The organism is Luteimicrobium sp. NPDC057192, assembly GCF_042670205.1.
Lineage (GTDB): Bacteria > Actinomycetota > Actinomycetes > Actinomycetales > Cellulomonadaceae > Luteimicrobium.
The window spans coordinates 54,347-79,368 of sequence record NZ_JBHUWD010000012.1 but is presented as its reverse complement, the minus strand read 5'-3'; the positions used below and the strand labels follow the sequence as shown (position 1 = coordinate 79,368).

Here is a 25,022-nt window from a genome sequence, read left to right as displayed (position 1 = left end):
GCCACTCCGGAGAGCGGCCGGTCGACGGAGTCAGCCGAGCTTCTTCCAGGGGCCGTTCGCGGCCCCCGGCTTCTCGTTCCGGGTCCACCACTGCGCCTGGTACGTCACGCCCTGGTAGACCGCCTCGTCACCGGCGTCGAAGATCCGCGACGCCGTCCACACCGCGGTCCCGTCCGACGCGGACGCGATCTCCTGCCACGGCCCGTACGGGTCCCCCGGCTTCTGGTTCTGCGTCCACCACGTCGCCAGCCACGTCGAGCCGGAGAACGACACCCGGTCACCGGCCGTGTAGACGCTCGACGCGTCCCAGGCCGCGACCTTCGGGGCGTTGTCGACGGTGACCTTGCGGGTGATCGTCGTCTTGTGGCCCGCGGCGTCGGTCGCCGTGGCGAGCAGGGTGTGCACGCCGTCGGCGAGCGCCGTGGTGTCCCACGCGTGCGTCCGGTCGCCGGCCTTCGGCTTCCACGCGTACGACAGCCCTGCGGCGTCGACCCGCAGGTTGTAGGCCTGGAGGTCGGTGCCGTCGAGCGACACGGTGACGGGAACGGTCCCGGAGACGGTCGCGCCGTCGTCGGGCGTGACGAACGCGAGCTCGGGCGCCGGGCTCTCCTCGGGCTCCGCGGCGACGACCTGCCACTCCCGGATCCCGGTGGACCCGCCGCCGTCGGACGAGCCCCAGGACTCGGCGACGACGCGCAGCGCGGTCGTGGTCACGGGCGCGAACTGCGTGGTGGCGAAGCCGTCGCTGTCCCGCCCGTACGTGCTTCCGTCGGCGAGGACGACGTCGTGCCAGGTCGTCCCGTCGGCGTCGAGGTACTGGAGCGTCCAGCTCTTCGGGGGGATCATGCCCCCGTCCGCCTCGTCGGGCGAGTCGCGGTACCACCAGACGCCGGTCCGGTCGACGGTGACGGCGAACGGCCAGGTGAGGGTCGCCGTCTGGCGGCCGACCTGCGGCCAGGTGCCCCACGACGTCCCGTACTTGGCGGCGTCGTTCTCGAACAGGCCGTTCGTGCCGTCGTTGAGCCCGCCGACGTTCTCCCAGCCGGACGTGAACGACGCGCCGGCCGTCGCGTAGCCGGCGACGTCGCCGGTGAGGTGGACGTCGTCCCCGAGCGGGACGACGGCGCTCCCCGTGGCGGTGTTGCCGGCCTTGTCGGTCACGCGGTAGGCCACGGTGTGCGGGAGGGCGTCGGGCACGCCGATCGCCTTCCCGAGCTCGCCGTCGGCCCATGCGCCCTTGCCGTCGAGCTGGTAGCGCAGCGACGCGACGCCGGACAGCGCGTCGGTCGCGTCGACGGTCACGGTCCGCGCGCCGGCGTCGACGTGCGCGGTCGCGACCGGCTTGGTGGTGTCGAGCTTCACGGTCCGGGCGACCTCGTCGGAGACGTTGCCGGACGCGTCCTTGGCCTTGCCGCGCACCGTCGTCGTGCCCTCGGTGCTCACGGTGGCGTCGAGGTGCCGGACGCCGTCCGCGGACCTCCACGCGCCGTCGCCCACCTGCGCGGAGACGGTCGTCAGGTAGTCGGTGTCGTCCTCGGCGCGCACGCGCACGGTGACGGGCGACGCGTACCAGCCGTCCTGGCCCGCGGTGCCGGCGACGGCGAGGCTCACGAGGGGTGCGGCGGTGTCCGCCGGTGGCGTCGGCGTGGCGTCGTCCGTGACGTCGACCGTCGCCTCGACGTACCCGGACGCGTCCCCGAGGACGCGCCCCTCCACCTGGAAGGTCCCGGCCTCGGCGTAGTCCGCCGGGTCGAGGGCGCGCCAGGTCACGGGCGCCCAGAGCGACTGCCCGTCGACGACGGTCCGCACGGCCTCGGGGAGGGCGGGCGCCTTCCCGGGCGCCGTCGTCACCGTCACCGGGGCGACCGACGACGGAGCGTCGGCGTAGACCTCCCACTCGGAGACGGACACCGAGTGGAAGGACGCGCCCTCGGGCTGGCCGGCGAACGTGGCCCGGAGCGCCGTCGTCGTCACCGGGGTGAAGGTCACGGTGTGCCACGTGTCGGTCGCGGTCGGGTAGGTCGCATCCTGCACGGGCTTCCAGTCGCCGGACGCGTCGAGGTACTCGAGCGTCCACGACGCCGGCTGACGGATCCAGTTGGAGTCGCGGTGGAACTCGATGCCCACGGAGCCCGTGCGGACCGGCGCGTCCCACTGGTACGACAGCCAGTCCTTCTCGACGGTGCTCGTCGTCGACCGGTAGTTCCCCCACTGGTCGGGGGGCAAGAGGGCCGTCGTCGCGCGGAAGCCGTCGTTGACCGCGGTCGTCCGCATCGGCGGCTGCTCGGTGTACGACGCCGTCACGGTCGCCTCGGGGGCGACGTTCGTGGTCAGCCGGTAGGCCGGGTCGTCGGCGAGCGTCTGCTCGACCGGAAGGATCTTCGTGCCGTCCCAGTGCGCCTCGTCGATCGCGACCGACCGCCGGAAGTGGCCGCCGCCCACGGCGTCCTTGGTGTGGTAGGTCAGGTACCACTTTCCCTCGAACTCGAGCATCGACGGGTGGACGGTCGTCGCCGACGTCCCGGACAGGATGATCCCCTGGTACGTCCACGGCCCGGTGGGGCTGGTCGCGGTCGCGTACGCGATGCACGCCTGGTAGTTCGACGGGGTGCAGTCGCTGCCGCCGCGCTTCCAGTCGTAGAGCATGTAGTAGAGGTCGCCGCGCTTGAACACCCACGGCCCCTCGTAGAAGTCGCTCAGCCCCGAGACGGTCCGGATCGTGGGGTCGGCGAGCGTCGTCATGTCAGCGTTCAGCTCGACCATCCGCGCGACGCCCCACGAGCCCCAGTACAGGTACACCCGGCCGTCGTCGTCGCGGAACATCGTCGGGTCGATGAGCTCCTGGCCGTCCGTGCTCGTCCCGAACACGTCCTTCCAGGTGAGCAGCGGCTTGCCGATCGCGTCCTTCCACGGGCCGACGGGCGTGTCGGAGACCGCGACGCCGAACGCCATCCGGCTGGGCTGGGACGCGTCCTTCGTCTCGATCGGGACGTACCAGTAGTACCGGCCGTCGGCGCCGCGCACGACCTGGCCCGCGTAGGCGGCGTTGCCGTCGGCCCACGCGAACGTGGCGGCGGGGTCGAGGTCGTCCTCGTAGACGTCCCACGTCCCGCTCGCGACGTCGTCGGTCGCCATGACCGTGTAGTCGTGCATGACGAACGTCCCGGTCTGCGGCCCGGCCTCGTCGTGACCGGCATAGACGTAGAGGCGGCCGTCGTCGCCGACGAGCGTCGCGGCGTCGGCCGTGTAGAGCGACCCGTCCTTGATGATCGGGTTGCCGGGCGAGTCGATGGTCCTCGTCGGCTGCGGGCGGTCGTCCGCCCGGGCGGGCGCGGCGCCGACCAGCGCCGTCGTCGCGGCGAGGGCCGCGCCGACCGCGAGGGCGACGAGCCGCGGTCGCCGGAGGGTGAGCGGTGCCATGAAGAGCTCCCTTGTTCGTCGGGCACGCGTGGGGGTACGGGAAGGGCCGGCCGCTCCCCGAGAGAGCGGCCGGCCCGTGCCCGTCAGCCGAGCTTCTTCCAGGGGCCGTTCACGGCCCCCGGCTTCTCGTTCCGGGTCCACCACTGCGCCTGGTACGTCACGCCCTGGTAGACCGCCTTGTCACCGGAGTTGAAGATCCGCGACGCCGTCCACAGCGCCGTGCCGTCCGACGCGGACGCGATCTCCTGCCACGGCCCGTACGGGTCCCCCGGCTTCTGGTTCTGCGTCCACCACGACGCCGTCCAGACCGACCCGCCGGAGGCGACCTTGTCGCCGGTGCTGTAGACCTTCGACGCGTCCCACGCCGGGGTGTTGGCGACCGTCACCTTCTCGGTGATCGTCGTCTTGTTCCCCGCGTCGTCCGTGGCCGTCGCGAGCAGCGTGTGCACGCCGTCCGTCACGGTCGTGGTGTCCCAGGTGAACGTCTGCTCGCCCGCCTTCGGCTGGTAGGCGTACGACAGGCCCGCCGAGTCCATCCGCAGGTTGTAGGCCTTGAGGCCCTGGCCCTGCAGGTCGACCTTCACGGCGACCTTCCCCGAGACCGTCGCCCCGTCCTTCGGGGTGACGAACGACAGCCGTGGGGCGTTGTTGATCGTGAAGGAGACCTTCTTCTCGGTCGTCTTCCCGTTCGTCCCCACCGCGTCGATCTTCAGCCCGTACGCGCCGTTCGCGAGGGTCGTGGTGTCCACGACCAGCGTCGGGTGCAGGCCCGCGTTCGTCGAACCCGGCGCCTTGGTGTTGTCCGTGACCCACGTCTGCCCCGCGCCCTTGTTGAGCTCGACGTACGTGTAGCTCACGTCCTTCGCGTCACCACCCAGGTCGACCTGGAACGTCACCTTCCCCGACACCGTGTCGCCGCCGCCGACCGACACCTTCTCGATCGACGGGCCGACCTCGTCGCCCCCGCCGTCCCCGCCGGAGCCGACGGTCACGGTCGCCGACGCCTTGATGTCGGTGCCGTCCACCGTCCCCGCGACCCGGAAGGTGCCCTCCTTCGCGTACTGCGCCGGGTCGATCGCCGCCCACTGCACGGCCACACCGCTCTGGCGCGTGCCGTCGTTGAACTGGACGGTGACGGTGCCCGGGAGCTGCGGCGCCGTCCCAGCGGCGGTGGCCACCTCGACGGGGCTCACCGTCGTGATCGTCTGCCCGAGAGCCGAGCGGACCCACACCGTCGCCGAGGCTCCCAGCGTGGTGTTCGCGACCGTCCCGGAGACCTGGACGGAGCCCTCCTGCGCGAGGTCGGCCGCGTCGACGGCGTCCCAGGTCACGGGGGTGGCGAGGCGGGTGCCGTCCTCGTAGACGACGTCGACCTTCGCGGGGAGGGTCGGCGCCTTGCCGATCGTCGTGCGCACGTCGACCGGGTCGACGGACGCGGCGGCCGCCGCGAAGACGCGCCACTCGCTGACGCCGACGGCGGAGTACGCCGAGCCGGCGCTGTTCGGGAGAGCGTCGAACGTGGCGCGCAGGCGCGTCGTCGTGACCGCGTCGAACGTGACCTCGTTCGTGGCGTCACGCTTGACGCCGTACCCGGACGGGTGGGTGACATCGGCCCAGTCGCCGGCGCCGTTCGCCGCCGAGGCGTCCCAGTACTGGAGCTTCCAGCCCTTCGGGACGGCGACGCCGCTCCCGCCGGAGGTGCTGTCGTACCAGAAGTCGATCGACGTCCGGTCGACCCGCACGGGCTGGTCGAACGTGTACTGCAGCCAACGCGTCGCGGGCTCTGCCCCGGTCCACGTGCCCCACAGGTCGGTCTGGTTGCCACCCGAGTAGAACGCCGGCTTGCCGTCGTTCACGGCGTTGACGTTGTTCCACCCCGCCGTGTAGCTCGCGGACGCCTTGCCCGTCGGGGCGACGTTGATCTGCCCCTCCTCGAGCGCGGTGCCCTGCACGACGACGTCGGTGCTGTCGGCCTGGTCGCCCTGGTTCGCGGTCAGGCGCAGCGTGTACGAGCCGGCCTTGCTGAACCGGACCACCGTGGACGCCGCGTGCTCGCTCACGAACGACGCCTTGCCGCCGTCGGGAGCGGAGACGACGCTCCACTGCGCGGTGACGGGCGTAGCGTTCGCGCCTGCGCCCTGGGCGAGACCCAGGAGGCGTGCCGACCCGGTCTGGTTGTAGGTCGAGTCGACCCACGCGTCGGCGTGCGGACCCGTGGCGGTCGGGTCGGGGGCCTGGGCCCCGGTCGAGAACGCCTGGACCTCCTTGATGCCCGTCTTGGCGCCCGCCGCGTGCTGCACCGTGACGCGCAGCTTCTCGGCCTTCACCTGCGGGAACTGGACGTGGTTGTAGTTGCCCTGCGGGTAGACGGGGCTGCGCGCCTCGTCCGGCACCGGCTTCCAGCCGGAGCCGTCGTCGTACTCGACGAGGTACTGCGACGGCGCCGCGTACCCCGGGTCGGTCCCGCTCGACGACGTCCGGTAGAAGTACACGCGCACGTCGTCGACCGGCACGGCCGCCCCGCCGTCGGCGAGGTCGATCGTCAGGGAGTCGCTCGCGTTCGACGAGCCCGCGGTGCCCCAGTAGGAGGTCATCGTGGTGACGCCGTCGACGGCCTGCTTCGCGGCGTGACCGCTCGCGTCGAAGGTCGAGGTGACGGGCTTGCCCGCCGCGACGTCCACCGCCGTGTCGTCGCTCGGCGCGGCCGGGGTGCCGGCCTTCGCGAGCGCGTCGACGACGCGCGAGCCGGCGGCCAGCGGGACGTCCTGCGCGTCCGTGAGGCCGGCCTTCGACACGTTGCTCGCGGTGGCGCCGTCGTCCGTCTGGACGGTGCCCGTGGCCGGGTCGTAGACGACGTGCGAGAGCTTGTCGACGGTGAAGAGCAGCTTCCCGTCCAGGTAGGCCGAGTAGCCCTCCGGGACGTCGTCGCCGTAGTACTTCGTGCCGCCCGGCTCGTCCCACGTGATCGTGAGGTTCTTGCCGTGGTAGCTGAGGTTGTCGGCCGCGAAGTGGTCCCAGTCGATGTCGATCGGGTCCAGCTCGAGCTTGTCGTCCGTGCGGGGGCGCAGGCCCATCGCGTCCTCGATCATCGTCCAGTTCGTCGTGCCGAGCTGGGTGTGGTGGATCCAGGAGCGGTAGCCGATGCCCTGCGGGTCCGCGCTGCCGTCCGACCAGAACTCGTTCTGGTCCGGGTACCGGTTGTCGCCGTTGTTCTGGTAGTGCGCCCAGGCGTTCCAATAGAGAAGCTTCTTGTACCACTGGGCGTCGATCGCGTCCGTCGGGTAGTTGCGCAGGACGCTCGACAGCATCCGGAACGTCACCGTCGAGTTGATGACCGAGAAGTTGTTGCTGCCCGGGTTCCCCGCCGCCGCTGCCTCGGCCTTGTCGGCCTGGTCCGCCGTGTAGAACGGGAAGACCGGGAACTGCTTGTCGTCCGCGAACAGGCGCAGCGCCGCCGTGTAGTCGTCGGTGTAGTCCGCGTCTCCCGGCTTCGGCATGAGGCCGACGCTGTACGGGTAGTAGTTGTTGATCTCCTTCCACGGCACCTGCGTCCCCGAGACCGTGCTCGACAGGAGCAGCTTGTCCGTGGGGTCCCACAGCGTGTCGAGGACGGCCTGCTTGACCTTCTGCGCGGTGCCGTCGAGAGCGGCCGCGCGGTCGTCGTCGCCCGCGACGCGGAACGCCTCGGCACCCGCCTTGGCGCCGCTGAACACGTACGCACTCTCAGGCCGGTCGAGCTTCTGGCCCGGCTTGTAGTCGAACGAGACGGCGTCCGCGTCGTTGCCCGTCCAGGCGTTCCAGTTCGTGTCGAGCAGGTAGTTGTGGTTGCTGTCCATGGTGGCGAGCTCGCCCGCGGTGTCCCGCTCGGCGTACGTGCCGATCTGCTCCGCGACCGACGCCGGGCCGCCGTGCACCTGGTACGACTGCCACGCCGACTCGGAGATGTACTGGGTGTGGCTCGCGCTCCAGTTCGCCGGGTCGCCGGGGTTGTCCCGGTACTGGCCCGCCGAGCCGGCGGTCTCGCCCGCCGACAGCCACGTCCCGTACGAGTAGGCGGGGTCGCGCAGGTACTTGAGGTCGTCGAGGAACATCCCGATCGTCAGGTCGATCGCGTTGTTGTAGCCGAGCGCGCCCTCGACGGACGTCGGGAACTGGTAGTCGTTGCCCGGCACGTTCGCGTCGAGGAAGTTGAACCGCAGGAGCCACCAGCGGTAGAAGAGCGTCTTGTCGATGTTGTCCTCGGGCGTGTCCAGGTAGGGGATGTTGTCCACCCACCACTGGTTGTACGCCGTGACGTGCTTCGTGTACGCGGCGGCCGGGGTGGCCGCGCGGTACGTGTCGTAGTCGGCCCGCGACTCCGGGATCTCCTTGGTCACGAAGCCCATCTGGACCTTCGTCGTGACCGAGCCGGTCGCCGGCACGGACAGCGTGCTCGTGAGCGCGCCCCCGTCCGGGGTGAACCCGTCGCCCGAGAGCCGCGGGAAGACCGTCGTGATGTTGTTGAGGGCCGTGACCGAGCCGGTCAGCTCGTCGCCGTCCGCTCGCGTCGCGAACGCCGACGACGCCCGGAGCGTCACGTTCCGCGCCTTGCCGTCCGCGGAGCTCACCGTGAGCTCGGTGACCGCGACGTCGTTCTGGGTGATGAACTTCGTCTCGACGACGCTCAGGGTCTTGTCGGCGCTCGTGAACGTCGAGCGCCAGTACGACGGCGTCTGCTTGCGCTGCGCCGCGACCTCGGTGAGCGTGACGGGGTTCCCGTCGACCAGGACCTTGAGCGTGTAGGCGCCGGTGCCGCCCGAGATCGTCTCCCAGTACGCGACCTCGCCGCCGAACCCGAGCGTCCCGGGCTCGTGGGTCTTCATGAAGACGGCGCGCCCGCGCGAGAACAGGTACTGGTTGGCGTCCCCGTTCGAGCCGCCGGGCTGGTTGCCGGTCCGGGCGAGCATCCTGTCGACCCAGAAGTCGTGGTCCGTGTCGGTCCCCGCGCCGGCCGCCTTGTCGGCGTCGAAGATGGCCTGGAGCTGGCCCTCGGGGTGGAAGCCGGTGCCCTCGTCAGGGACCGGGTGGTCACTACCGGAGAACGTCGGGAAGCCGATGTCGGCGTTCGCCGCGTCCGCGCGCTGCGGGGTCAGGAGACCGAAAAGGCTTGTCGCCACGAGGGCCGCGGCCGCGGTTCCGGCGGTCAGACGGGCCGCCGCGCCCCCGGTCGACAGGGCCGCGCCCGACGGCGACGACGCCGCTCCCCCGGGCCCGGATCTCCCTGACAGCCTTGCTGAACTGCGCGTTCGTCGGTGCGCGTGCATGCTCTCTCCTCGTCGAGATGGGCTGGTCAGCGTCGAACATGCCACACCCGAAAGGCGGACGCAATGCTTTTCGGTCTTTTCGGTACTAGGTACTTGTCGACGCGGTCCGGGCGGGTGGGGCGGCAGGGGTGCGCGCTCACCCGCCCGTCCGACGCCGACGGTGGCGCTGGGTTCGCCGACGGTGGCGCTGGGTTCGCCGGTGGTGACGCCGCGTTCGCCGACGGTGACGCTGGGTTCGCCGACGGTGGCGCAGGGTGCGCGCCCGCACGCGCCGAGCACGGGCTTGTGCACCGATCCGAGCGGGAACTGGTGCACAAGCCCGTGCTCGGCGGCCCGAGACGTGCACAACCCCGTGCTCGGAGATTCGAGGGGGGCCGCGTTCGACGACGCCGGAGCGCGCGGGTGCCGGTCGTGACCACTCGGATGCCGTCCGGCGATGTCAGTGAGGGACAGGCCGAGCGGGTGGGTGCGGGGAGGTGTCGAAGGACGTCAAGGAGTGCGCACGGCCCCCAGGGCCGAAGCGCGACAGTCCGAGACAGCTCGCCGCACCCTCCCGCGAACCCGACCATGACCGCCCGACGTCATCATCGGCGAACGCCACGTCACCACCGGCGAACGCCACGTCACCACCGGCGAGCGCCACGTCACCATCGGCGAACGCGGCGTCACCGTCGGCGAACCCAGCGCCACCATCGGCGAACCCTGGGCACGGCTCAGCTCGTCGGCGTCGTCGACCCTCGCACCATGAGCCGGCACGGCAGCTTCTCGACCCCGTGCGTCGGCGACCCGCCGATGGCGTCGAACAGCATGCCCGCGGCCCGGCGCCCGAGCTCCTGGAGGTTCATGTCGATCGTGGAGAGCGGGGGCCGCGCGTTCATGGCGAGGACCTCCCAGTTGTCGTGCCCGATGACGGCGACGTCGTCGGGGACTTCGCGGCCGAGCTCACGGAGGGCGTCCATGGCGCCACGCGCCACCTGGTCGCTGCCGCAGATCAACCCGTCGAGCTCGGGGTGAGCCTCGAGCAGCACCCGGGCCGCGCCGCGGCCCCAGCCTTCGGACCAGGACCCGAACAGCGCGTCCTGCACGGGTTCGATGCCGGCGTCGTGGAGCGCGGACAGGGCGCCTGCGAGCCGGTCGTGGGCGGCGCCGTAGCCGCGGTCGCCGGTGATGATGCCGATGGACCGGCGCCCGGTGCTGAGCAGGTGCTCGGCGGCGAGCCGGCCGCCCTGCACGTTGTCGCTGGTCACGGACGAGTCGTCGGGGTCCTCGGACGGCGCGTACGCGTAGACGACGGGGACGTTGATGTCGCCGGCGAGCGGCGGACGCGGGTCGGGGCGCGCCCCGACGACGATCAGCCCGTCGACGTGTCGCGAGAGCAGCGCCCGGACCTGGTGCTGCTCGCGGATCGCGTCGCCGCGCGCGTCGCACAGGAACACCGACGTGGACCCGGCTCCGAACGCGTCCTCCGCGCCCATCATGATCGGGATCGAGAAACGGCCTTCGAGGTCGGACGTGAGGAGGCCGACGGTCCCGGTCTGCCCGGAGAGCAGGCCGCGGGCGAGCGGGTTGGGGATGAACGCGAGCGCCTCCGCCGAGCGCATGACCTTCTCGCGCGTCGTGTCGCGGACCTGGGCCCGGCCGTTCAGCGCCTTCGAGGCGGTCGCGATCGACACTCCTGCCAGCCGGGCGACGTCGCCCAGCGTCGCCGGCTTGCTCTTCTCCACCATCTCCGCGCTCCCGCCGTCCGATGTGAGTTGACCTTCGTTGTGCAAGGTTTTCGCCGAGGTTAACAGACCGAATCCCCTTGTCACGCTTGACGTGCCCTGGGCACGATGCTAGCGTCCGCGAAAAGCATTTCGGTAGTTTCGAGATGCACCTGGTCGCGTGGAGCAGGCGGGCGACGCGGCCCGATGGCCAGCCGGATCTCAGAGTCGAGAAGTGAGAGGCACACGATGAAGCACAGGGCACACGGGCGGCGCCACGGACGGTTCGCCCTCGGAGCGGTCGCCGCGGCCACCGGCGTCGCACTCACGCTCGCCGGCTGCGGCAGCAGCAGCGGCGGCGGTGACGACGACAAGGCCGCGTCGTCCATCCCGACCGGCGGCACCGACGACGGCACCTCCCTCACCATGTGGTCGCGCGCTCCCCTGGAGAAGCAGGCGACGAACGCGGTCACCGAGTACAACAAGACCCACAAGAACCAGGTCAAGCTCGAGCTCCTCCCCAACGACGACGTCGAGGGCAAGGTCGGTGCGGCCGTCCAGACGGGCAGCCTGCCCGACATCCTCGCAGGCGACGTCGTCCGCGTCCCGTACTGGACCGAGCAGGGCATCTTCAAGGACCTGACCGAGCAGATCGACTCCCTCCCCGAGAAGGCCGACCTGCAGTCCGGCCACATCAAGGCCGGGACCGTGGACGGCAAGGAGCACACGCTGCCGTTCGTCACCGACATCTCCGTCATGGTCTGGAACAAGGACCTCTACAAGGAGGCCGGGCTGGACCCCGACAAGGGCCCCGCCACGCTCCAGGAGTTCGCGGACCAGGCCAAGGCCGTCGCGAAGCTCGGCAAGAAGGACGTCGCCGGCACCTACTTCGCGGGACAGTCGGGCGGCGCCCTCGTCTTCACGCTCTTCCCCATGATCTGGGGCAACGGCGAGAAGGCCATCAACGACGAGGGCACCGAGTCGCTCATGGCGAGCGACTCCGCGAAGAAGATCTACGCGGCGTACGCGGACCTCGCCAAGACCCCCAACGGCCTCGGCGCCGGCTCCAAGGAGGAGACCGGGGCGACGTGGACCGCGCCGTTCCAGAACGGCAAGATCGGCGTGATGCAGTACCCGGCCACGGCCGTGAGCGCGCTCTTCAAGACGTCGAAGTTCGACATCGGCGTCGCCCCCATCCCGGGCGTCGACGGAGGGTCGTCCACCTTCCTCGGCGGCGACGCCATCGGCGTCTCCAAGGACTCGAAGCACGAGGCCCAGGCCTGGAACTTCCTGTCGTGGCTCATGACCGAGGACGCGCAGCAGAAGGTCTTCGCGGACAACGACGACACGGCGTCGAACCTCAAGGTCCTCGAGAACGGCTACAAGGATGCCGACCCGCGCACGATCGTCGCGAACAGCACGATCAAGGACGGCCAGACCCCCATCGCGGTGAACTTCAACGAGGCGTTCAACGCAGCAGGCAGCCCCTGGCAGCTCCTCGTCCAGGACGGCGTCTGGGGTGACGCGTCGAAGGTCGACAGCGACAACGACGCCATCACGTCCACGCTCGGCCAGTAGTCCACCGCACGCGCGCGGCGGGCGGAGGCGCCCCAGCCCCCGCCCGCCGCGCACCCGCCCAACGGAGGGTCCCCATGAGCCAGTCCACCTACGCGGAGCCGGTGGTTGCGCCGTCGCCGCCCGTGCCGTCGTCGTCCGGACGACGACGCCGCACCGCAACCCAGCTCGAGAACCGCCGCGGCTGGCTCTTCGCCTCGCCCACCGCGCTCCTGCTCGTCGTCCTGTTCGTCGCGCCGGTGGTCGTGGTGGTGGTGATGGCATGCTCGCACTGGACGCTGCTGGGGGGCGCCCAGGGCGGCAACTTCCCCGACAACTTCACCAAGCTGTTCGCCGACCCGCTGCTGGGCAAGTCGATCGGGTTCACGCTGAAGTACACGGCGCTGACGACGGTGATCCTCATGCCCATCGCCTACGGGCTCGCGCTGCTCGTCCAGGAGTCGCGCCGCTGGAACACGTTCCTGCGGACGGCGATCCTCGTCCCCTCGGCACTGGGCATCGCGTCGGCGTCGCTGCTGTTCTACGCGCTCTACTCGCCGCAGGTCGGCCCGATCAACGGGATCCTCGAGAAGGTCGCGGGGACGGAAGCCGGCGCCTCGATCCTCGGCACCCCGGGCGGCGCGCTCTGGGCCACCGTGGTGCTCGTCGTCTGGCGCTTCGCCGGGTACTACATGCTGCTCACGATGGTCGGCCTGCAGGCCATCCCGTCGGAGGTCTACGAGGCTGCCCGCATCGACGGCGCCGGCCGCCTGCGCACGCTGCGCTCCATCACGCTGCCGCTGCTGCGCCCCACCATCGCCATGACGATGATCCTGTCGATCACCGGGTCCCTGCTGGCGTTCGACCAGTTCTACATCCTCACCAAGGGCGGCCCGAACAACTCGACGCTGACGATCGTCCAGCTCATCTACCGCGACGCGTTCGAGACGCGCAAGGACCTCGGCCTCGCCGCCGCGCTGTCCGTGCTGCTGCTGCTCGCGCTCGTGATCATCAACATGATCCAGCTCCGGGCCCTCAAGCTCGACGCGGACGAGAAGTAGGAGGTCCCGCGATGAAGAGGTCCAACGCGGCGGGACGCTCCGCCGCCTACACGCTCACCACCGTCATGGCCGTGGTCTTCATGCTGCCCCTGGTCTGGGCTGTCGTGAGCTCGGTGTCGCCGAGCCCCGGCACGGCGCAGACCGACGGTTTCGGCTTCGGCAACTACACGACGATGTTCCACTACGGGCTCGGGTTCCCGGCCTACCTGAAGAACTCGCTGGTCGTCTCGATCGGCGCGACCGTGGTCACGATCGTCATCGCCGCGACCGGCGGCTACGCGTTCGCGCGGTTCCGGTTCCGGGGCCGCAACGCCCTGTTCGTCCTGGTGCTGTCGGTCATGATGATCCCGTACGCGGCCCTGCTCATCCCGCTGCTCGTGTGGATGAAGGACATCCACCTGCAGAACTCCCTGATCGGCGTGGCGCTCGTCCTCACGCTGTTCCAGGTCCCGTTCTCGATCTTCATGATGCGGAACTCCTTCGCGACGATCCCGCGTGAGCTCGAAGAGGCCGCCTACATCGACGGCTGCAACTCGTTCCAGGCCTTCTACCGGATCATGCTGCCCGCGGTGCGCCCCGGGATCGTGACCGTCGGGCTGTTCACGTACCTGGCGGCCTGGAACGACTTCATGGTCTCGCTGTACCTGCTCAGCACCGAGAAGGCGCCGCTCCCCCTCGCCCTCGTCAACATGCGCCAGCAGACCATGGGCGTCATCGACTACGGCTCGACGACGGCCGGCGTGGTCGTGCTCACGCTCCCGGCGATCGTCCTGTTCCTCGCTCTCCAGCGCTACTACATCCGCGGCTTCACGTCAGGCGCGGTGAAGGGATGACTTCCAACGTGACTCCACTGACCACGTCGAGCCCTCGCCCCACCGGGTCCCGGCACCGTCAGGTGATCGCCCCCGTCTCCCCCGGCTCCGGGACGCTGCGACCGCTCGGCATCGACGACGTCCGCATCGACCGCGGGTTCTGGGCCGACCGTCAGGCGCTCAACCACGACGCGATCGTCCCCCACATCGCCGCCTGGCAGGAGCGCACGGGCTGGACGGCGAACTTCGACCGCGTCGTCGACGGCACCGTCGGGAAGCAGCGCCGCGGCCGCGAGTTCTCCGACTCGGAGATCTACAAGCTGCTCGAGGCCATGGCCTGGGAGATCGCCCGCAGCGGCGACGAGGCGCTCGAGGACCGGTACCGCGGGATCGTGGCGCGCGTCGCCGCGGCCCAGCAGTCCGACGGCTACCTCAACACGCGCTTCGGCAACCCGGGCCAGCCGCCGCGATACACACAGCTCGACTGGGGGCACGAGCTCTACTGCTACGGCCACCTGTTCCAGGCCGCCGTCGCGCGCCTGCGCACCGGTCACCACGACGAGCTCGTCGACGTCGCCCTGCGCGCCGCCGACCACGTGTGCGACGCGTTCGGCCCCGACGGGATCCAGGGCGTGTGCGGGCACGCCGAGATCGAGCCGGCGCTCGTCGAGCTGTACCGGGCGACAGGCGAGCCGCGCTACCTCGCGCAGGCCCGCCTGTTCCTCGACCGGCGCGGACACCGCACGCTCCCCGACATCGAGTTCGGGCGTGCCTACTTTCAGGACGACGTCCCGATCCTCGAGGCCACGGACCTGCGCGGGCACGCCGTGCGCGCCCTGTACCTGTCCGCGGGGGCCGTCGACGCCGCAGTCGAGCAGGACGACGACGCCCTCGCCGAGGCCGTCGAGCGCCAGTACGTGCGGGCGCTCGAACGGCGCACGTACCTCACCGGCGGGATGGGCTCCCACCACCAGGACGAGGCGTTCGGGGACGACTACGAGCTCCCGCCCGACCGCGCCTACTGCGAGACGTGCGCGGGGGTCGCGTCGATCATGGTCGCCTGGCGCCTCCTGCTGCGGACCGGGGACCTGCGCTACGCGGACGTCGTCGAGCGGACGCTGTACAACGTGGTCGCCGCGTCGCCCCGCGAGGACGGCAAGGCGTTCTTCTACACGAACCCGCTCCAGCAGCGGGTCGCCGCCCAGGAGACCGACCCCGACGCCGTGAGCCCGCGCGCCCACGCGCAGCTCCGGGCTCCGTGGTTCGAGGTGTCGTGCTGCCCGCCCAACGTGGCGCGCACGCTCGCGCAGCTCGCCACCTACGTCGCGACCACGTCCGACGACGGCGTCCAGCTCCTCCAGTACGCCGCGGGCGAGGTCGTCGCCCGGCTCGGCGACGGCGCCACCGTCCGGCTCGCCGTGGCCACCCGCTACCCCGACGACGGCGTCGTCGCGGTGACGGTCGTGGAAGCGCCCGACCGGCCGTGGGACCTCACGCTCCGGGTGCCCGCATGGGCGTCGGGCGCGACCGTCGAGGCCCGCGGCGAGGTCACGCCCGCGCAGCAGCCGGGGCACGTCGTCGGGGGCCTCACCGCCGGCGACGTCGTCGTGCTCCGGCTGCCCATGACGCCCCGCTGGACCCACCCGGACCCCCGGATCGACGCCGTTCGTGGGACCGTCGCCGTCGAGCGCGGACCGCTCGTGCTGTGCGCCGAGTCGGTGGACCTGCCCGACGGCGTCCCGCTCGACTCGCTGTGCGTCGACCCGATGCTGCCGCCGCGGGCCGAGGGGGACGGCGCCGTCGTCGAAGGGACGAGCGTCATGTTCGCCGAGCCCGCGCGCAGCCCGTACGGGCCTCCGCCCGTGCCGCGGTCGGTTCGGTCCGTCGAGTGCCGGCTCGTGCCCTACCACCGGTGGGCGAACCGCGGCCCGAGCACCATGCGCGTCTGGCTTCCGACGGTCTGAGCCCGGACGACGACGAGCCCCGCCGAGGATCACCTCGGCGGGGCTCGCGTGCGTCACGGTGCGGGTTACCGACGAACCGTGAGGGCGGTCGTCGCGCCCGACGACGTCGCGGTCGCCGAACCGCCGTAGCTCACCGTGAGGCGGTAGGCGCCCTGGGCGAGCTTGGGGAGCCGCAGGGTCGCGGTCCCGTTCTTCGACAGGGCGACCTTCGTGGAGACCACCGTCTTCGTGACCGTGGTCGTGACCTTCTTCCCGTGCTTCACGACCGTCTTCTTCACGGCGTGCGTCACCTTGACGGTCACGGACCCGCTGGGCTGGACGGTCTTCACCGTCGCCGTGACCGTCGCGCGCTGGGTGTGGGTCGGGGCCTTCGGGTTGACCTTCACCGACGTGCGCGAGCTCGCCTTGGTCACCTTGAGGGTGACCGTGTCGGACGACGCCGCGAACGCCTTGTCACCGGAGTAGGTCACGGTCAGCGTGTGCGAACCGACGCTCAGGTCCTTCGCGAGCGTCACAGTCGCCCGGCCGCCGGCGAGCTTCGCCGAACCCACCAGCCGCTTCCCGTCCGTGACCCGCACCGACCCGGACGGCACACCGCCGGCACCGGTCACACGGACCGTCACCTTCGCGGCCGTCCCGAACGTCACCGTCGAGGGCGGCACCACCGCAGCGGTCGACGTGCTCTTCAGCACGACCCCCGCAGCAGGGACCGACGCCACGTTCGTGACCTCCACGTTCCCCGCCACGTCGACGGCCCGGTACTGCACCGTCGCCGCGCCCGACCCGACCTTCACCGGCGAGACGTAGGTCGACCACGCGCCCGACGTCCCGACCCGGTACTCGACCCGCCCGACCCCGGATCCGCCGTCGGCGGACCGCAGCGTGACCGTGCGGGCCTTCGCGTCCACGACAGCGTTCGACACCGGCGCCGCCGAGTCGACGAGCACCGCGGCCGAGACGAGGGCCGAGACGTTCCCGGCGGCGTCGGTCGCACGTGCCTGCACCAGGTGCCGCCCGTCGGCCAGCGAGGCCGACACCGACGAGGCAGCCGACCCCGCGACCCACGCCCCGCCGTCGACGGAGAGCTCGGTCGAGGCGAGCCCCCGGTCGTCGGCACCCGTCGCCGTCACGGCGACCGGCGACGACACGAACCACCCCGCCGACCCGTCGGCCGTCGCCGGCGACGTCGCGAGCGACACCGTCGGCGCGGTCGTGTCGGGGACGCGCTCCGGGTCGACGCTCGTGAGCGTCGGGACGACCGGGTTCATGAGCCCGTCGGCCGTGAAGGTGACCCGGTCGATCGTGGTCTCGCGGTGCGTCCCGTCGCCCCCGGGGATGCCGAACCGGTGGTACGCGATGTACCAGTCGTCGGTGCCGGGCACCTGGACGATCGACGAGTGGCCCGTGCCGAGGATTCCCTGGCTCGGATCCTTCTGCAGGAGCGTGCCCCGGTTGGTCCACGGCCCCGTCACGCTCGACGACGTCGCGTAGTTGACGTGGTAGTTCTCGCTGCCCGTGTCGTCGACGGACCACGTGAGGTAGTAGGTGTCCTGCCGCTTGTTGACGAACAGGCCCTCCCGGAAGTCCTTGAGCCCGCTGATCGTCCGGACCTTGGCCGGGTCGTAGGAGGTCAGGTCGTCGTTCAACGGGACCATGTAGGCGGTCCCGTTGCCCCAGAACAGGTAGGTCGTCCCGTCGGTGTCGGTGAACACGGCCGGGTCGATCTGCTGCCGGCCGCCGAAGTCGGCCTTGTGGACGAGGGGTTCACCGAGCGCGTCGGTGAAGTGGCCCGTGGGCGAGTCGGACACGGCGACGCCGATCTGCTGGTCGGCGACGAAGTAGAAGTAGTACGTCCCGTCCTTCTCGGTGATGGTCGGCGCCCATGCGTGGCCGTCCGCCCAGCTGATGTCGTCGTGCCCGGTGTCGGCACCTCCCACGTCGAGGATCACGCCGTGGTCGGTCCAGTCGACGAGGTCCTTGCTCGACCAGACCTTGAACGAGGTGCTCCCCCAGCCCGGGGTGCCGTCCGTGGTCGCGTAGATGTAGTAGGTGTCGCCGAACACGACGATGTTCGGGTCGGCGTTGTAGCCCGGCAGGACCGGGCTGCGCATCACGAGCGCCCTGACCGTCCAGGTCTTCGCCGAGCCGTCAGCGGCCGTGACGGTATACGCCACCGGCTTCGTGAGGTCGCGCGTCGACCCGTTGTCGGGCGACACGGTCGCGGAGTCCGACACCTCGAGCTTCGGCGCGAGCGCCGACAGGTCGGTGCCCGGCTTCACGGGCAGCGTGATCGTCGACGACGCGGCGTCGACGATCGCCGGCACCTTGAGCTGGGGCAGCACGACGCCGACGACGGCGGTGCCGTTGCCCGACCTGTCCAGCACCTCGGACGGGGTGAGCGCCCGGTCGTAGATGCGGAAGTCCCGCACCTGGCCCTTGAGGTACTTGTCGGCCGTGTACAGCGAGCGCCCGATGTAGTTGGCGACCGTGTGCCCGCCGCCGATCTCGCCCGGGGTCAGGGTGATCCCGGTGTTCTGCGCGACCTTGACCCCGTCGAGGTACACGGTGCCCGTGTGCGTCGCGGCGTCGAGGGTGTAGGTGAGCTGCTTCCACGCACCACGCGGGAGGTTCGACGACGACGAGGTGTTCTGCTCGGTCGTCCAGTTCCCCGACGCGATGGCCGTGCGGTAGGAGTCGCCCGTGGTGAACAGGTAGCCGTTGCCGGTGCCGCTGCTCGTGTTGCCCAGGCCGTACACGAAGTACGGGGTTCCCTGCGACGGGTCGATCTTGACGTCGACCGAGACCGTCGCGGACGTGAGCCCGGCGAGGACGTCGTCGGGCAGGTCGACGTAGTCGTCCGTGCCGTCGAGCGTGACGCCGCCCGCGGACGGGACCGCGCCGTTCACGAGCTGGGCGTCGAGGCCGTGGCCCGACGCGTCGTGCGCGACGGTGCCGCTGGTCTCGTCGAACGGGTAGGACACGACGAGGTCCGGGTCGACCGTCGCCTCGCCCACGGTGAGCGTCGCCGTGCCGGCGCTCGCGCCGACGACGCCGTAGCCCGCGTAGGACGCCGCGACCTCGGCCTGGCCGACGGGGAGGTCGGCGGGCAGGTCGACGGTCACGGTGCCGTCGGCAGCGAGGTGCGCGGTGGTGTGCCAGTCGCCGGCGGAGACGGTCACGTCGCCCGCGACCTGCCCCTGGTCGGACGCCTTGACGCTGACCGTGGCCGACGTGCCGTGCCCCGCCTCGACCGTCGCGTCGGCGAGCTTCACCTTCGTCGTGGAGGTGACGGCCGCCGTCGTCGTGCCCGTGAGCCCGTCCCACTCGGCCTGCGTGAGGTTCATGACCGTGCCGTGACGCGGGCTAGCCGGCAGCGACCAGGCGGCGGGCAGCTCCCAGTCCGGGTTCTCGAGGCTGTCGGAGTGCAGCGGGAGGTACTTGCGGTACCCGTACTCGTCGACGAACAGGTAGTACCCGCCGCCGTTGACGTCGCCCTCGTTGGCCTTGAAGATCGACGGCCCCTCGGCGCGGACGAGGCCGGCCTTGGTCGCGATGCAGGTGTCTTGGATCGTCCAGTCCGCCGCGGGGGCCAGGAGGTCGGTCGACTTGTCCTGGAAGATGTCCGTGCAGCCGCCGGCGCTCGCCTCGTCCTTGGTGAACCGGTAGTAGGTGTCGCCCTCCTTGTAGACGGTCGTGTCGATGCGGGACTTGCCCGTGTCCTGCCAGACCTTCGCGGGCGTGAACGTCACGAAGTCGCGCGTCGTGGCGTACATCATCCGGTGGTAGCTGGTGCCGGTGTGGTTCGGGTCGTCGTCCCCGTAGAGCGACGAGGCCCAGAACACGACGTACGCGCCGATCTCGTCGTCCCAGTACGCCTCGGGCGCCCACGTGTTGCCGGCGTTGTCGGGCGCGACCTTCACCTGGCGCTGGTCGGACCAGTGCACGAGGTCCTTCGACTCCCAGACCTCGATGCTCTTCGAGCCCGTGCGGACCGAGTCGCCCCACGACGTCCCCGACCCGATGGAGAGGTCGGTCGCGATGAGGTAGAACGTGTCGCCGTCGTGCGAGCGGATGACGAACGGGTCGCGCAGGCCCTTGGTGCCGAGCGTCGAGGTCAGCGCCGGCTTGCCGCCGTTGAGCTCGGTCCACTTGAGCGCGTCGTTGCCCTGGCTCGCGGCGAAGTAGATCTTCTCGCCCGCGAGCGAGTCGCCCGTGAAGTACGCGTACATGTAGCTCGTCGTCGGGACGCGGCGCGGCATCGCCTCGACGTGCGCGGTGTACGTGCGGGGCGCCGCGTCGTCGCCGAGGGTCGCGGTCGCGGTGAGCGTGACGTCGACGGCGTCCTCGCCGTAGGCCGGCCGGGTCACCTCGCCGGTCGCGGAGACCACGTCGGGGTCGGACGACGCCCAGGTGATCGTCGAGCCGTAGTGCCCTGCCGTCGGCAGGGTGAGGTTGCCCCGCACGGCGGCGAGGTTCGCGACCGTGACGTGCTCGGCGTCGTACGCGACCTTGTCCGACGCCGCGGGGTCGGGCAGGACGGTCGCCGTGAACGCCTTGGTGCGCGTCGCCGTGCCGTTGGTGACCGACGCCGTGAGCGTGACCGTCGCGGCCGGCTCCCCCACGGCCGGGCGCGTCACAGAGCCGTCGGCCGCGATCACCGACGGGTCGGACGACGACCAGGTCACGGTCGCGCCCTTCGACGTCGTCGGCAGCGTGAGGTCGTCGGTCACGCCGGACAGGTCGCCCAGGTCGAGCGCGGCCAGGGCCGCGTCGGCGCCGGCCTCGGCCGTGTCCTGGGCGAGCGTGGCGGCCTCGTCCGCGTCGAGCGTCCGGTCGTAGACCCGGAAGTCGCGGATCTTGCCCTTGAAGGACGGGTCGGCGGTGTAGGCCGAACGTCCGAGGTAGTTGCGCGTGCTGGTGCCGTCGGGTTCGCCGATCTGGGCCGGCGTCTGCGTGACCGCGTCGTTCGACCCGACGAGCGCGCCGTCCTCGTAGAGCCGCGCCGAGCCGGGGTCGGTCTCCGTGCCGCCGTCGACGACGTACGTCACGTGCTTCCACGTGCCGGTCGCGAGGCCGCCGGACTTCTTGGCGCTCTGCTCGGTCGTGTAGCCCGCGGAGGCCAGGGTCCCGCGGAAGGTCCCGCCCGCGCCCGTGGTGAACAGGTAGCCCGTGCCGTTCGGGTACACCGTCGGGTTGCCGAAGGTGAACATGAACCAGCTGCCCGTGAGGGTCGGGTCCACGTACACGTCGAAGTCGACCGTGACGTCGTCCTGGCCCGCGAGGAGGTCGTTCGGCAGCTTGATCGCGTTGCCGCTGCCCGACGCTCCCCCGCCGAACGTGAAGCCGTCGCCTGCATTCCAGGACGCGGTGCCCTCGACCGTGCCGTCGTGACCGTGGCCGGACGCGTCGTGCGCGGTCGTGCCGCCCGTCTCGTCGAGCGGGTAGTACGCGATCAGGCCTGCGCTCAGGTCGTCGGGCGCGGGCTCGTCGGCCGCGTGGGCGACGGACGGCGCCATGGTGGCCGTCAGCGCCGCGGCGGCCACGGCCGCCAGCGTTCTTCTCGTCGTTCTCATCGTTCCCCTTCTCATCGGTCCCCCTGCGTGGGACGCACCGATGGCAACGTCACCATCGGAGTGCGAGAACTGCCGGGCGCGGCGCACTCGGACGCCGCGCCCGGCAGTCGTGGACGGCCGCTACCTCGTGACGCGGACCGTGGTGGCGGCGGACGACGACGTCGCGGTCGCCGACCCGCCGAAGCTCACCGTGAGGCGGTAGGTGCCCTGGGCGAGCTTGGGGAGCCGCAGGCTCGCGGTCCCGGTCTTGGACAGCGCGACCTTCCGGGACACGACGGTCCTCGTCGTCGTGGTCGTGACCTTCTTCCCGTGCGTGACCACGGTCTTCTTCACCGTCGTGGTGACCTTGACCGTGACCGTGCCGGTCGGCTGGACGGTCTTCACCGTCGCCGTGACCGTCGCCCGCTGGGTGTGGGTCGGGGACTTCGGCGAGACCTTCACGGCAGTCGCCGACGACGCCTTGGTCACCTTGACCTTGACCGTGTCCGACGACGCCGCGAACGCCTTGTCACCCGAGTACGCGACCACCAGCGTGTGAGACCCGACCGCCAGGTCGCCCGCGAGGCCGACCGTGGCCTTGCCGCCCGAGAGCTTCGCCGAGCCGACCAGCCGCTTCCCGTCCGTGACCCGCACCGACCCGGACGGCACACCGCCGGCACCGGTCACCCGGACCGTCACCTTCGGCGACTTCCCGAACGTCACCGTCGACGGCGACACCACCGCAGCAGTCGACGTGCTCTTCAGCACGACCCCAGCGGCAGGAACGGAAGCCGCGTTCGTGACCTCCACGTTCCCCGCCACATCCACGGCCCGGTACTGCACCGTCGCCGCGCCCGGCCCGACCTTCACCGGCGAGACGTAGGTCGACCACGCGCCCGCTGTCCCGACCCGGTACTCGACCCGCGCCACGCCCGACCACTCGTCGGCCGCGGCGAGCGCGACCGACCGCTCGGTCGTGGACACGGTCGCCTTCGAGACGGGCGCACCGGTGTCGACGAGGACCGCACGCGACACGATCGCGGACATGTTCCCCGACGCGTCCGTCGCGCGCGCCTGCACGAGGTGCCGGCCGTCGGCGGGCACGGTCACGTGGGCCGTGGCGCCGTCGGCGGTGACCCAGGGGCCGCCGTCGAGCGAGGTGTCCACCGTGGCGACCGTGCCGTCGTCGGTGGCGGTCGCGTCGACCGTCACCGGTGCGGTCGCGAACCAGCCGGACGACGGCTGGCCGGGCGTGGTGGTCAGCGTGACGACCGGATCGACGGCGTCGGTCACGGTGACCGTCGCGACCGCCTGGACGTCGGCCCCGGGCACCACGTCCGCTCGCACCTCGAAGGTCCCCGGCTGCGCGTACTGCGCGGCGTCGACCTGCGGCCACGTCACCGCGACCTGCTTCGAGGACCCGTCGTGGTACCGGACGGTCACGGTGGACGGCAGCACGGGCGCCTCGCCCATCCGGGTCGTCGTCGTGACGGGGTCGACCGCGTCGACGAGGAGGTCCGGCTGGTACGCGGCGAGCACCCGCTCGTACTCGGCCTGCGTGACCGGCAGCACGGTGCCGTGCCGCGGGCTGGTCGGGAGCTCCGACTGCGCCGCCACGGACGTGAACTGGCCCGAGTCGAGGTCGGTCGTCACGAACGGCACGTAGCCCTTGCCGCCGTGGTAGCTCGGCTGGTCGACGAACAGGTACCAGGTGTCCTGGCCTCCCGTGTTGACGTCGCCCGCGTTGGCCTTGAAGACGGTCGGGCCCTCGCCCGCCGTGAACGTCCCGCCCCACTGGTTGGGCTGACCGAAGGCGACCTTCTCCTTGACGAGCTGCCAGGGCGTGGAGGTCGTCGTCGGGAGCGAGCCGGACACCGGCGCCAGGAGGTCGGTCGACTTCTCCTCGCGCGGGATCATGTACTGCTCGTCCTTGACGAAGCGGTAGTACTGGTCGCCGTCCTTGATCACGGTCGCGTCGATCATGCCGAGGCCGCTGCCCCGCTTGACGTCGACCCACGGCTTCGGGTCGCTGAACGTCACGAAGTCGCGCGTCGTCGCGTACATCATGCGGTTGTACGTCGCCGTGTTGTCGCGGCCGGTCGTGTCCGTGGTGTCGTAGAGGTTCGACGCCCAGTAGACGACGTAGCTGCCGAGCTCCTCGTCGTAGTACGCCTCGGGTGCCCAGGTGTTCCCCGCGAAGTCCGAGGAGACCTTGACGTGCCGCTGGTCCGACCAGTGCACGAGGTCGTCGGACTCCCAGATCTCGAGCGACGTCGAGCCCGTGCGCTGCGCCGTCGCGAAGTTCCCGGACGGGTAGATCTTGAGGTCCGTCGCCAGGAGGTAGAACTTGTCGCCGTCGTGGGAGCGGATAATGAACGGGTCCCGCAGGCCCTTCGTGCCGAGCGTCGACGTGAACAGCGGGTTGCCGTCGTTGAGGTCGTTCCAGTGCAGCGCGTCGTCGCCCTGGCTCGCGCCGAGGTAGACCGACTCGCCGGCGTCGGTGCTCTCGCCCTCGAAGTAGGCGAACACGTAGGCGGTGGTGTCCTCCTGCTCGGGCAGCGGCTCGACGGTCAGCGGGATCGTCCGCGTCGCCGTGGCGTCGCCCTTCGTGACGGTGGCGGTGAGCGTGACGGCCACCGCGTCGGTGCCGTGCGCGGGCCGCGTGACCTCGCCCGTGGTCGAGACGACGCCCGGGTCCGACGACGCCCACGCGACCGTGGTGCCGTGGTCGCCGGCGGTCGGCAGGGTGACGTTGCCGCGCACGTCGTCGGCGTCGGGGACGGCGAGCGCCGCGGCGGCCGCCGTGACCGCGTCCTGGTCGGAGGGTGCGACGCCCGCGAGCGACGCGACCTCCGCCGCGTCGAGCGTGCGGTCGTAGACGCGCACGTCCTTGAGCTGGCCCTTGAACGACGCGTCGCCCGCGTACGCGGACCGGCCCAGGTAGTTCCGGGTGCTCGTCACGATGCTCGCGGGCGAGCTCGTGACGTTGACCCGCTGGGCCACGAGCGCGCCGTCCTCGTACAGCGAGATGCTGCCGGGCGCGGCGGTCGTGCCTCCGTCGACGACGAGCGTGACGTGCTTCCACGTCCCCGTCGCCAGGCCGCCGGGGCGGGCGGCGCTCTGCTCGGTGGCGAAGCCGCCGGTCGCGAACGTGCCCCGGTACCGGCTCGAGGAGTCCTTGCCCGTGACGAACAGGTAGCCGGTGCCGTCGGGATACGGGGCGACGTTGCCCAGGTTGAACAGGAACCAGTTGCCGCTGAGCGTCGGGTCGACCTTGACGTCGAGGTCGACGCTCACGTCGTCGTCGCCGGCGATCAGGTTGTCGGGAAGCTTGATGGCGTTGCCCGAGCCTGAGGCGCCGCCGCTGAACGCGAAGCCCTCGCCGTCGTTCCAGGACACGGCGCCCTCGACGGTGCCGTCCTTGCCGTGGCCGGACGCGTCGTGCGCCGTGGTGCCGGACGTCTCGTCGAGGGGGTAGGACGCGACGAGGCCGTCGTCGAGCGTCGTGGCGGGTGCGGGGTCGGCCGTGAGGGCCGGGAGCGGCGGGGCCGCCTGCGCCGTGGCGGGCAGGGCGGCGCCGAGCCCGCCGACGACCAGCGCGAGCGCCGTCGCCGACGCGGACCGTCGGGTCCGTGCGGAGGTTGACATGGGTG

9 protein-coding genes are annotated in these 25,022 nt (G+C 71.2%); 4 read left to right on the top strand and 5 right to left on the bottom strand.

Translation table 11 applies throughout. The features are described from left to right. Positions 1-30: 30 nt before the first annotated feature. The 3 genes from ACFT5B_RS08005 to ACFT5B_RS07995 form a co-directional block, all read right to left on the bottom strand. Positions 31-3,420 carry a family 43 glycosylhydrolase gene (locus tag ACFT5B_RS08005; protein ID WP_386797464.1) on the bottom strand — a complete coding sequence of 1,130 codons (3,390 nt, stop codon included), beginning with the start codon at positions 3,418-3,420 and terminating at the stop codon, positions 31-33. An 83-nt stretch (positions 3,421-3,503) separates the two neighbouring features. Further along, positions 3,504-8,576: an Ig-like domain-containing protein gene (locus ACFT5B_RS08000; RefSeq protein ID WP_386797463.1), complete on the bottom strand. Its 5,073-nt coding sequence runs from the start codon at positions 8,574-8,576 to the stop codon at positions 3,504-3,506. Between the two features lie 860 nt (positions 8,577-9,436). After that, a complete protein-coding gene (locus ACFT5B_RS07995) occupies positions 9,437-10,450 on the bottom strand; it encodes a LacI family DNA-binding transcriptional regulator (RefSeq protein ID WP_386797462.1) in 1,014 nt (337 codons plus the stop codon). A gap of 225 nt (positions 10,451-10,675) precedes the next feature. Here ACFT5B_RS07995 and ACFT5B_RS07990 point away from each other — a divergent pair, with 225 nt between their 5' ends. The 4 genes from ACFT5B_RS07990 (at position 10,676) to ACFT5B_RS07975 (ending at position 15,817) form a co-directional block, all read left to right on the top strand. Beyond that, complete coding sequence (locus ACFT5B_RS07990) at positions 10,676-12,004, top strand: ABC transporter substrate-binding protein (protein ID WP_386797461.1); 1,329 nt, start codon at positions 10,676-10,678, stop codon at positions 12,002-12,004. A 74-nt stretch (positions 12,005-12,078) separates the two neighbouring features. Next, positions 12,079-13,041: a carbohydrate ABC transporter permease gene (locus ACFT5B_RS07985; RefSeq protein WP_386797460.1), complete on the top strand. Its 963-nt coding sequence runs from the start codon at positions 12,079-12,081 to the stop codon at positions 13,039-13,041. 11 nt (positions 13,042-13,052) lie between these two features. Next, complete coding sequence (locus tag ACFT5B_RS07980; RefSeq protein ID WP_386797459.1) at positions 13,053-13,874, top strand: carbohydrate ABC transporter permease; 822 nt, start codon at positions 13,053-13,055, stop codon at positions 13,872-13,874. A 17-nt stretch (positions 13,875-13,891) separates the two neighbouring features. Next, entirely contained in the window at positions 13,892-15,817 is a 1,926-nt protein-coding gene (locus ACFT5B_RS07975; RefSeq protein ID WP_386797474.1) for a glycoside hydrolase family 127 protein, read from the top strand. 65 nt (positions 15,818-15,882) lie between these two features. Here the strand turns inward: ACFT5B_RS07975 and ACFT5B_RS07970 are convergent, their stop codons facing one another. Together ACFT5B_RS07970 and ACFT5B_RS07965 are read right to left on the bottom strand one after the other, a co-directional pair. Beyond that, positions 15,883-21,390, bottom strand: a complete 5,508-nt coding sequence (locus ACFT5B_RS07970; RefSeq protein ID WP_386797458.1) for a family 43 glycosylhydrolase — start codon at positions 21,388-21,390, stop codon at positions 15,883-15,885. Between the two features lie 120 nt (positions 21,391-21,510). Next, entirely contained in the window at positions 21,511-25,017 is a 3,507-nt protein-coding gene (locus tag ACFT5B_RS07965) for an OmpL47-type beta-barrel domain-containing protein (protein ID WP_386797457.1), read from the bottom strand. Positions 25,018-25,022: the final 5 nt, after the last annotated feature.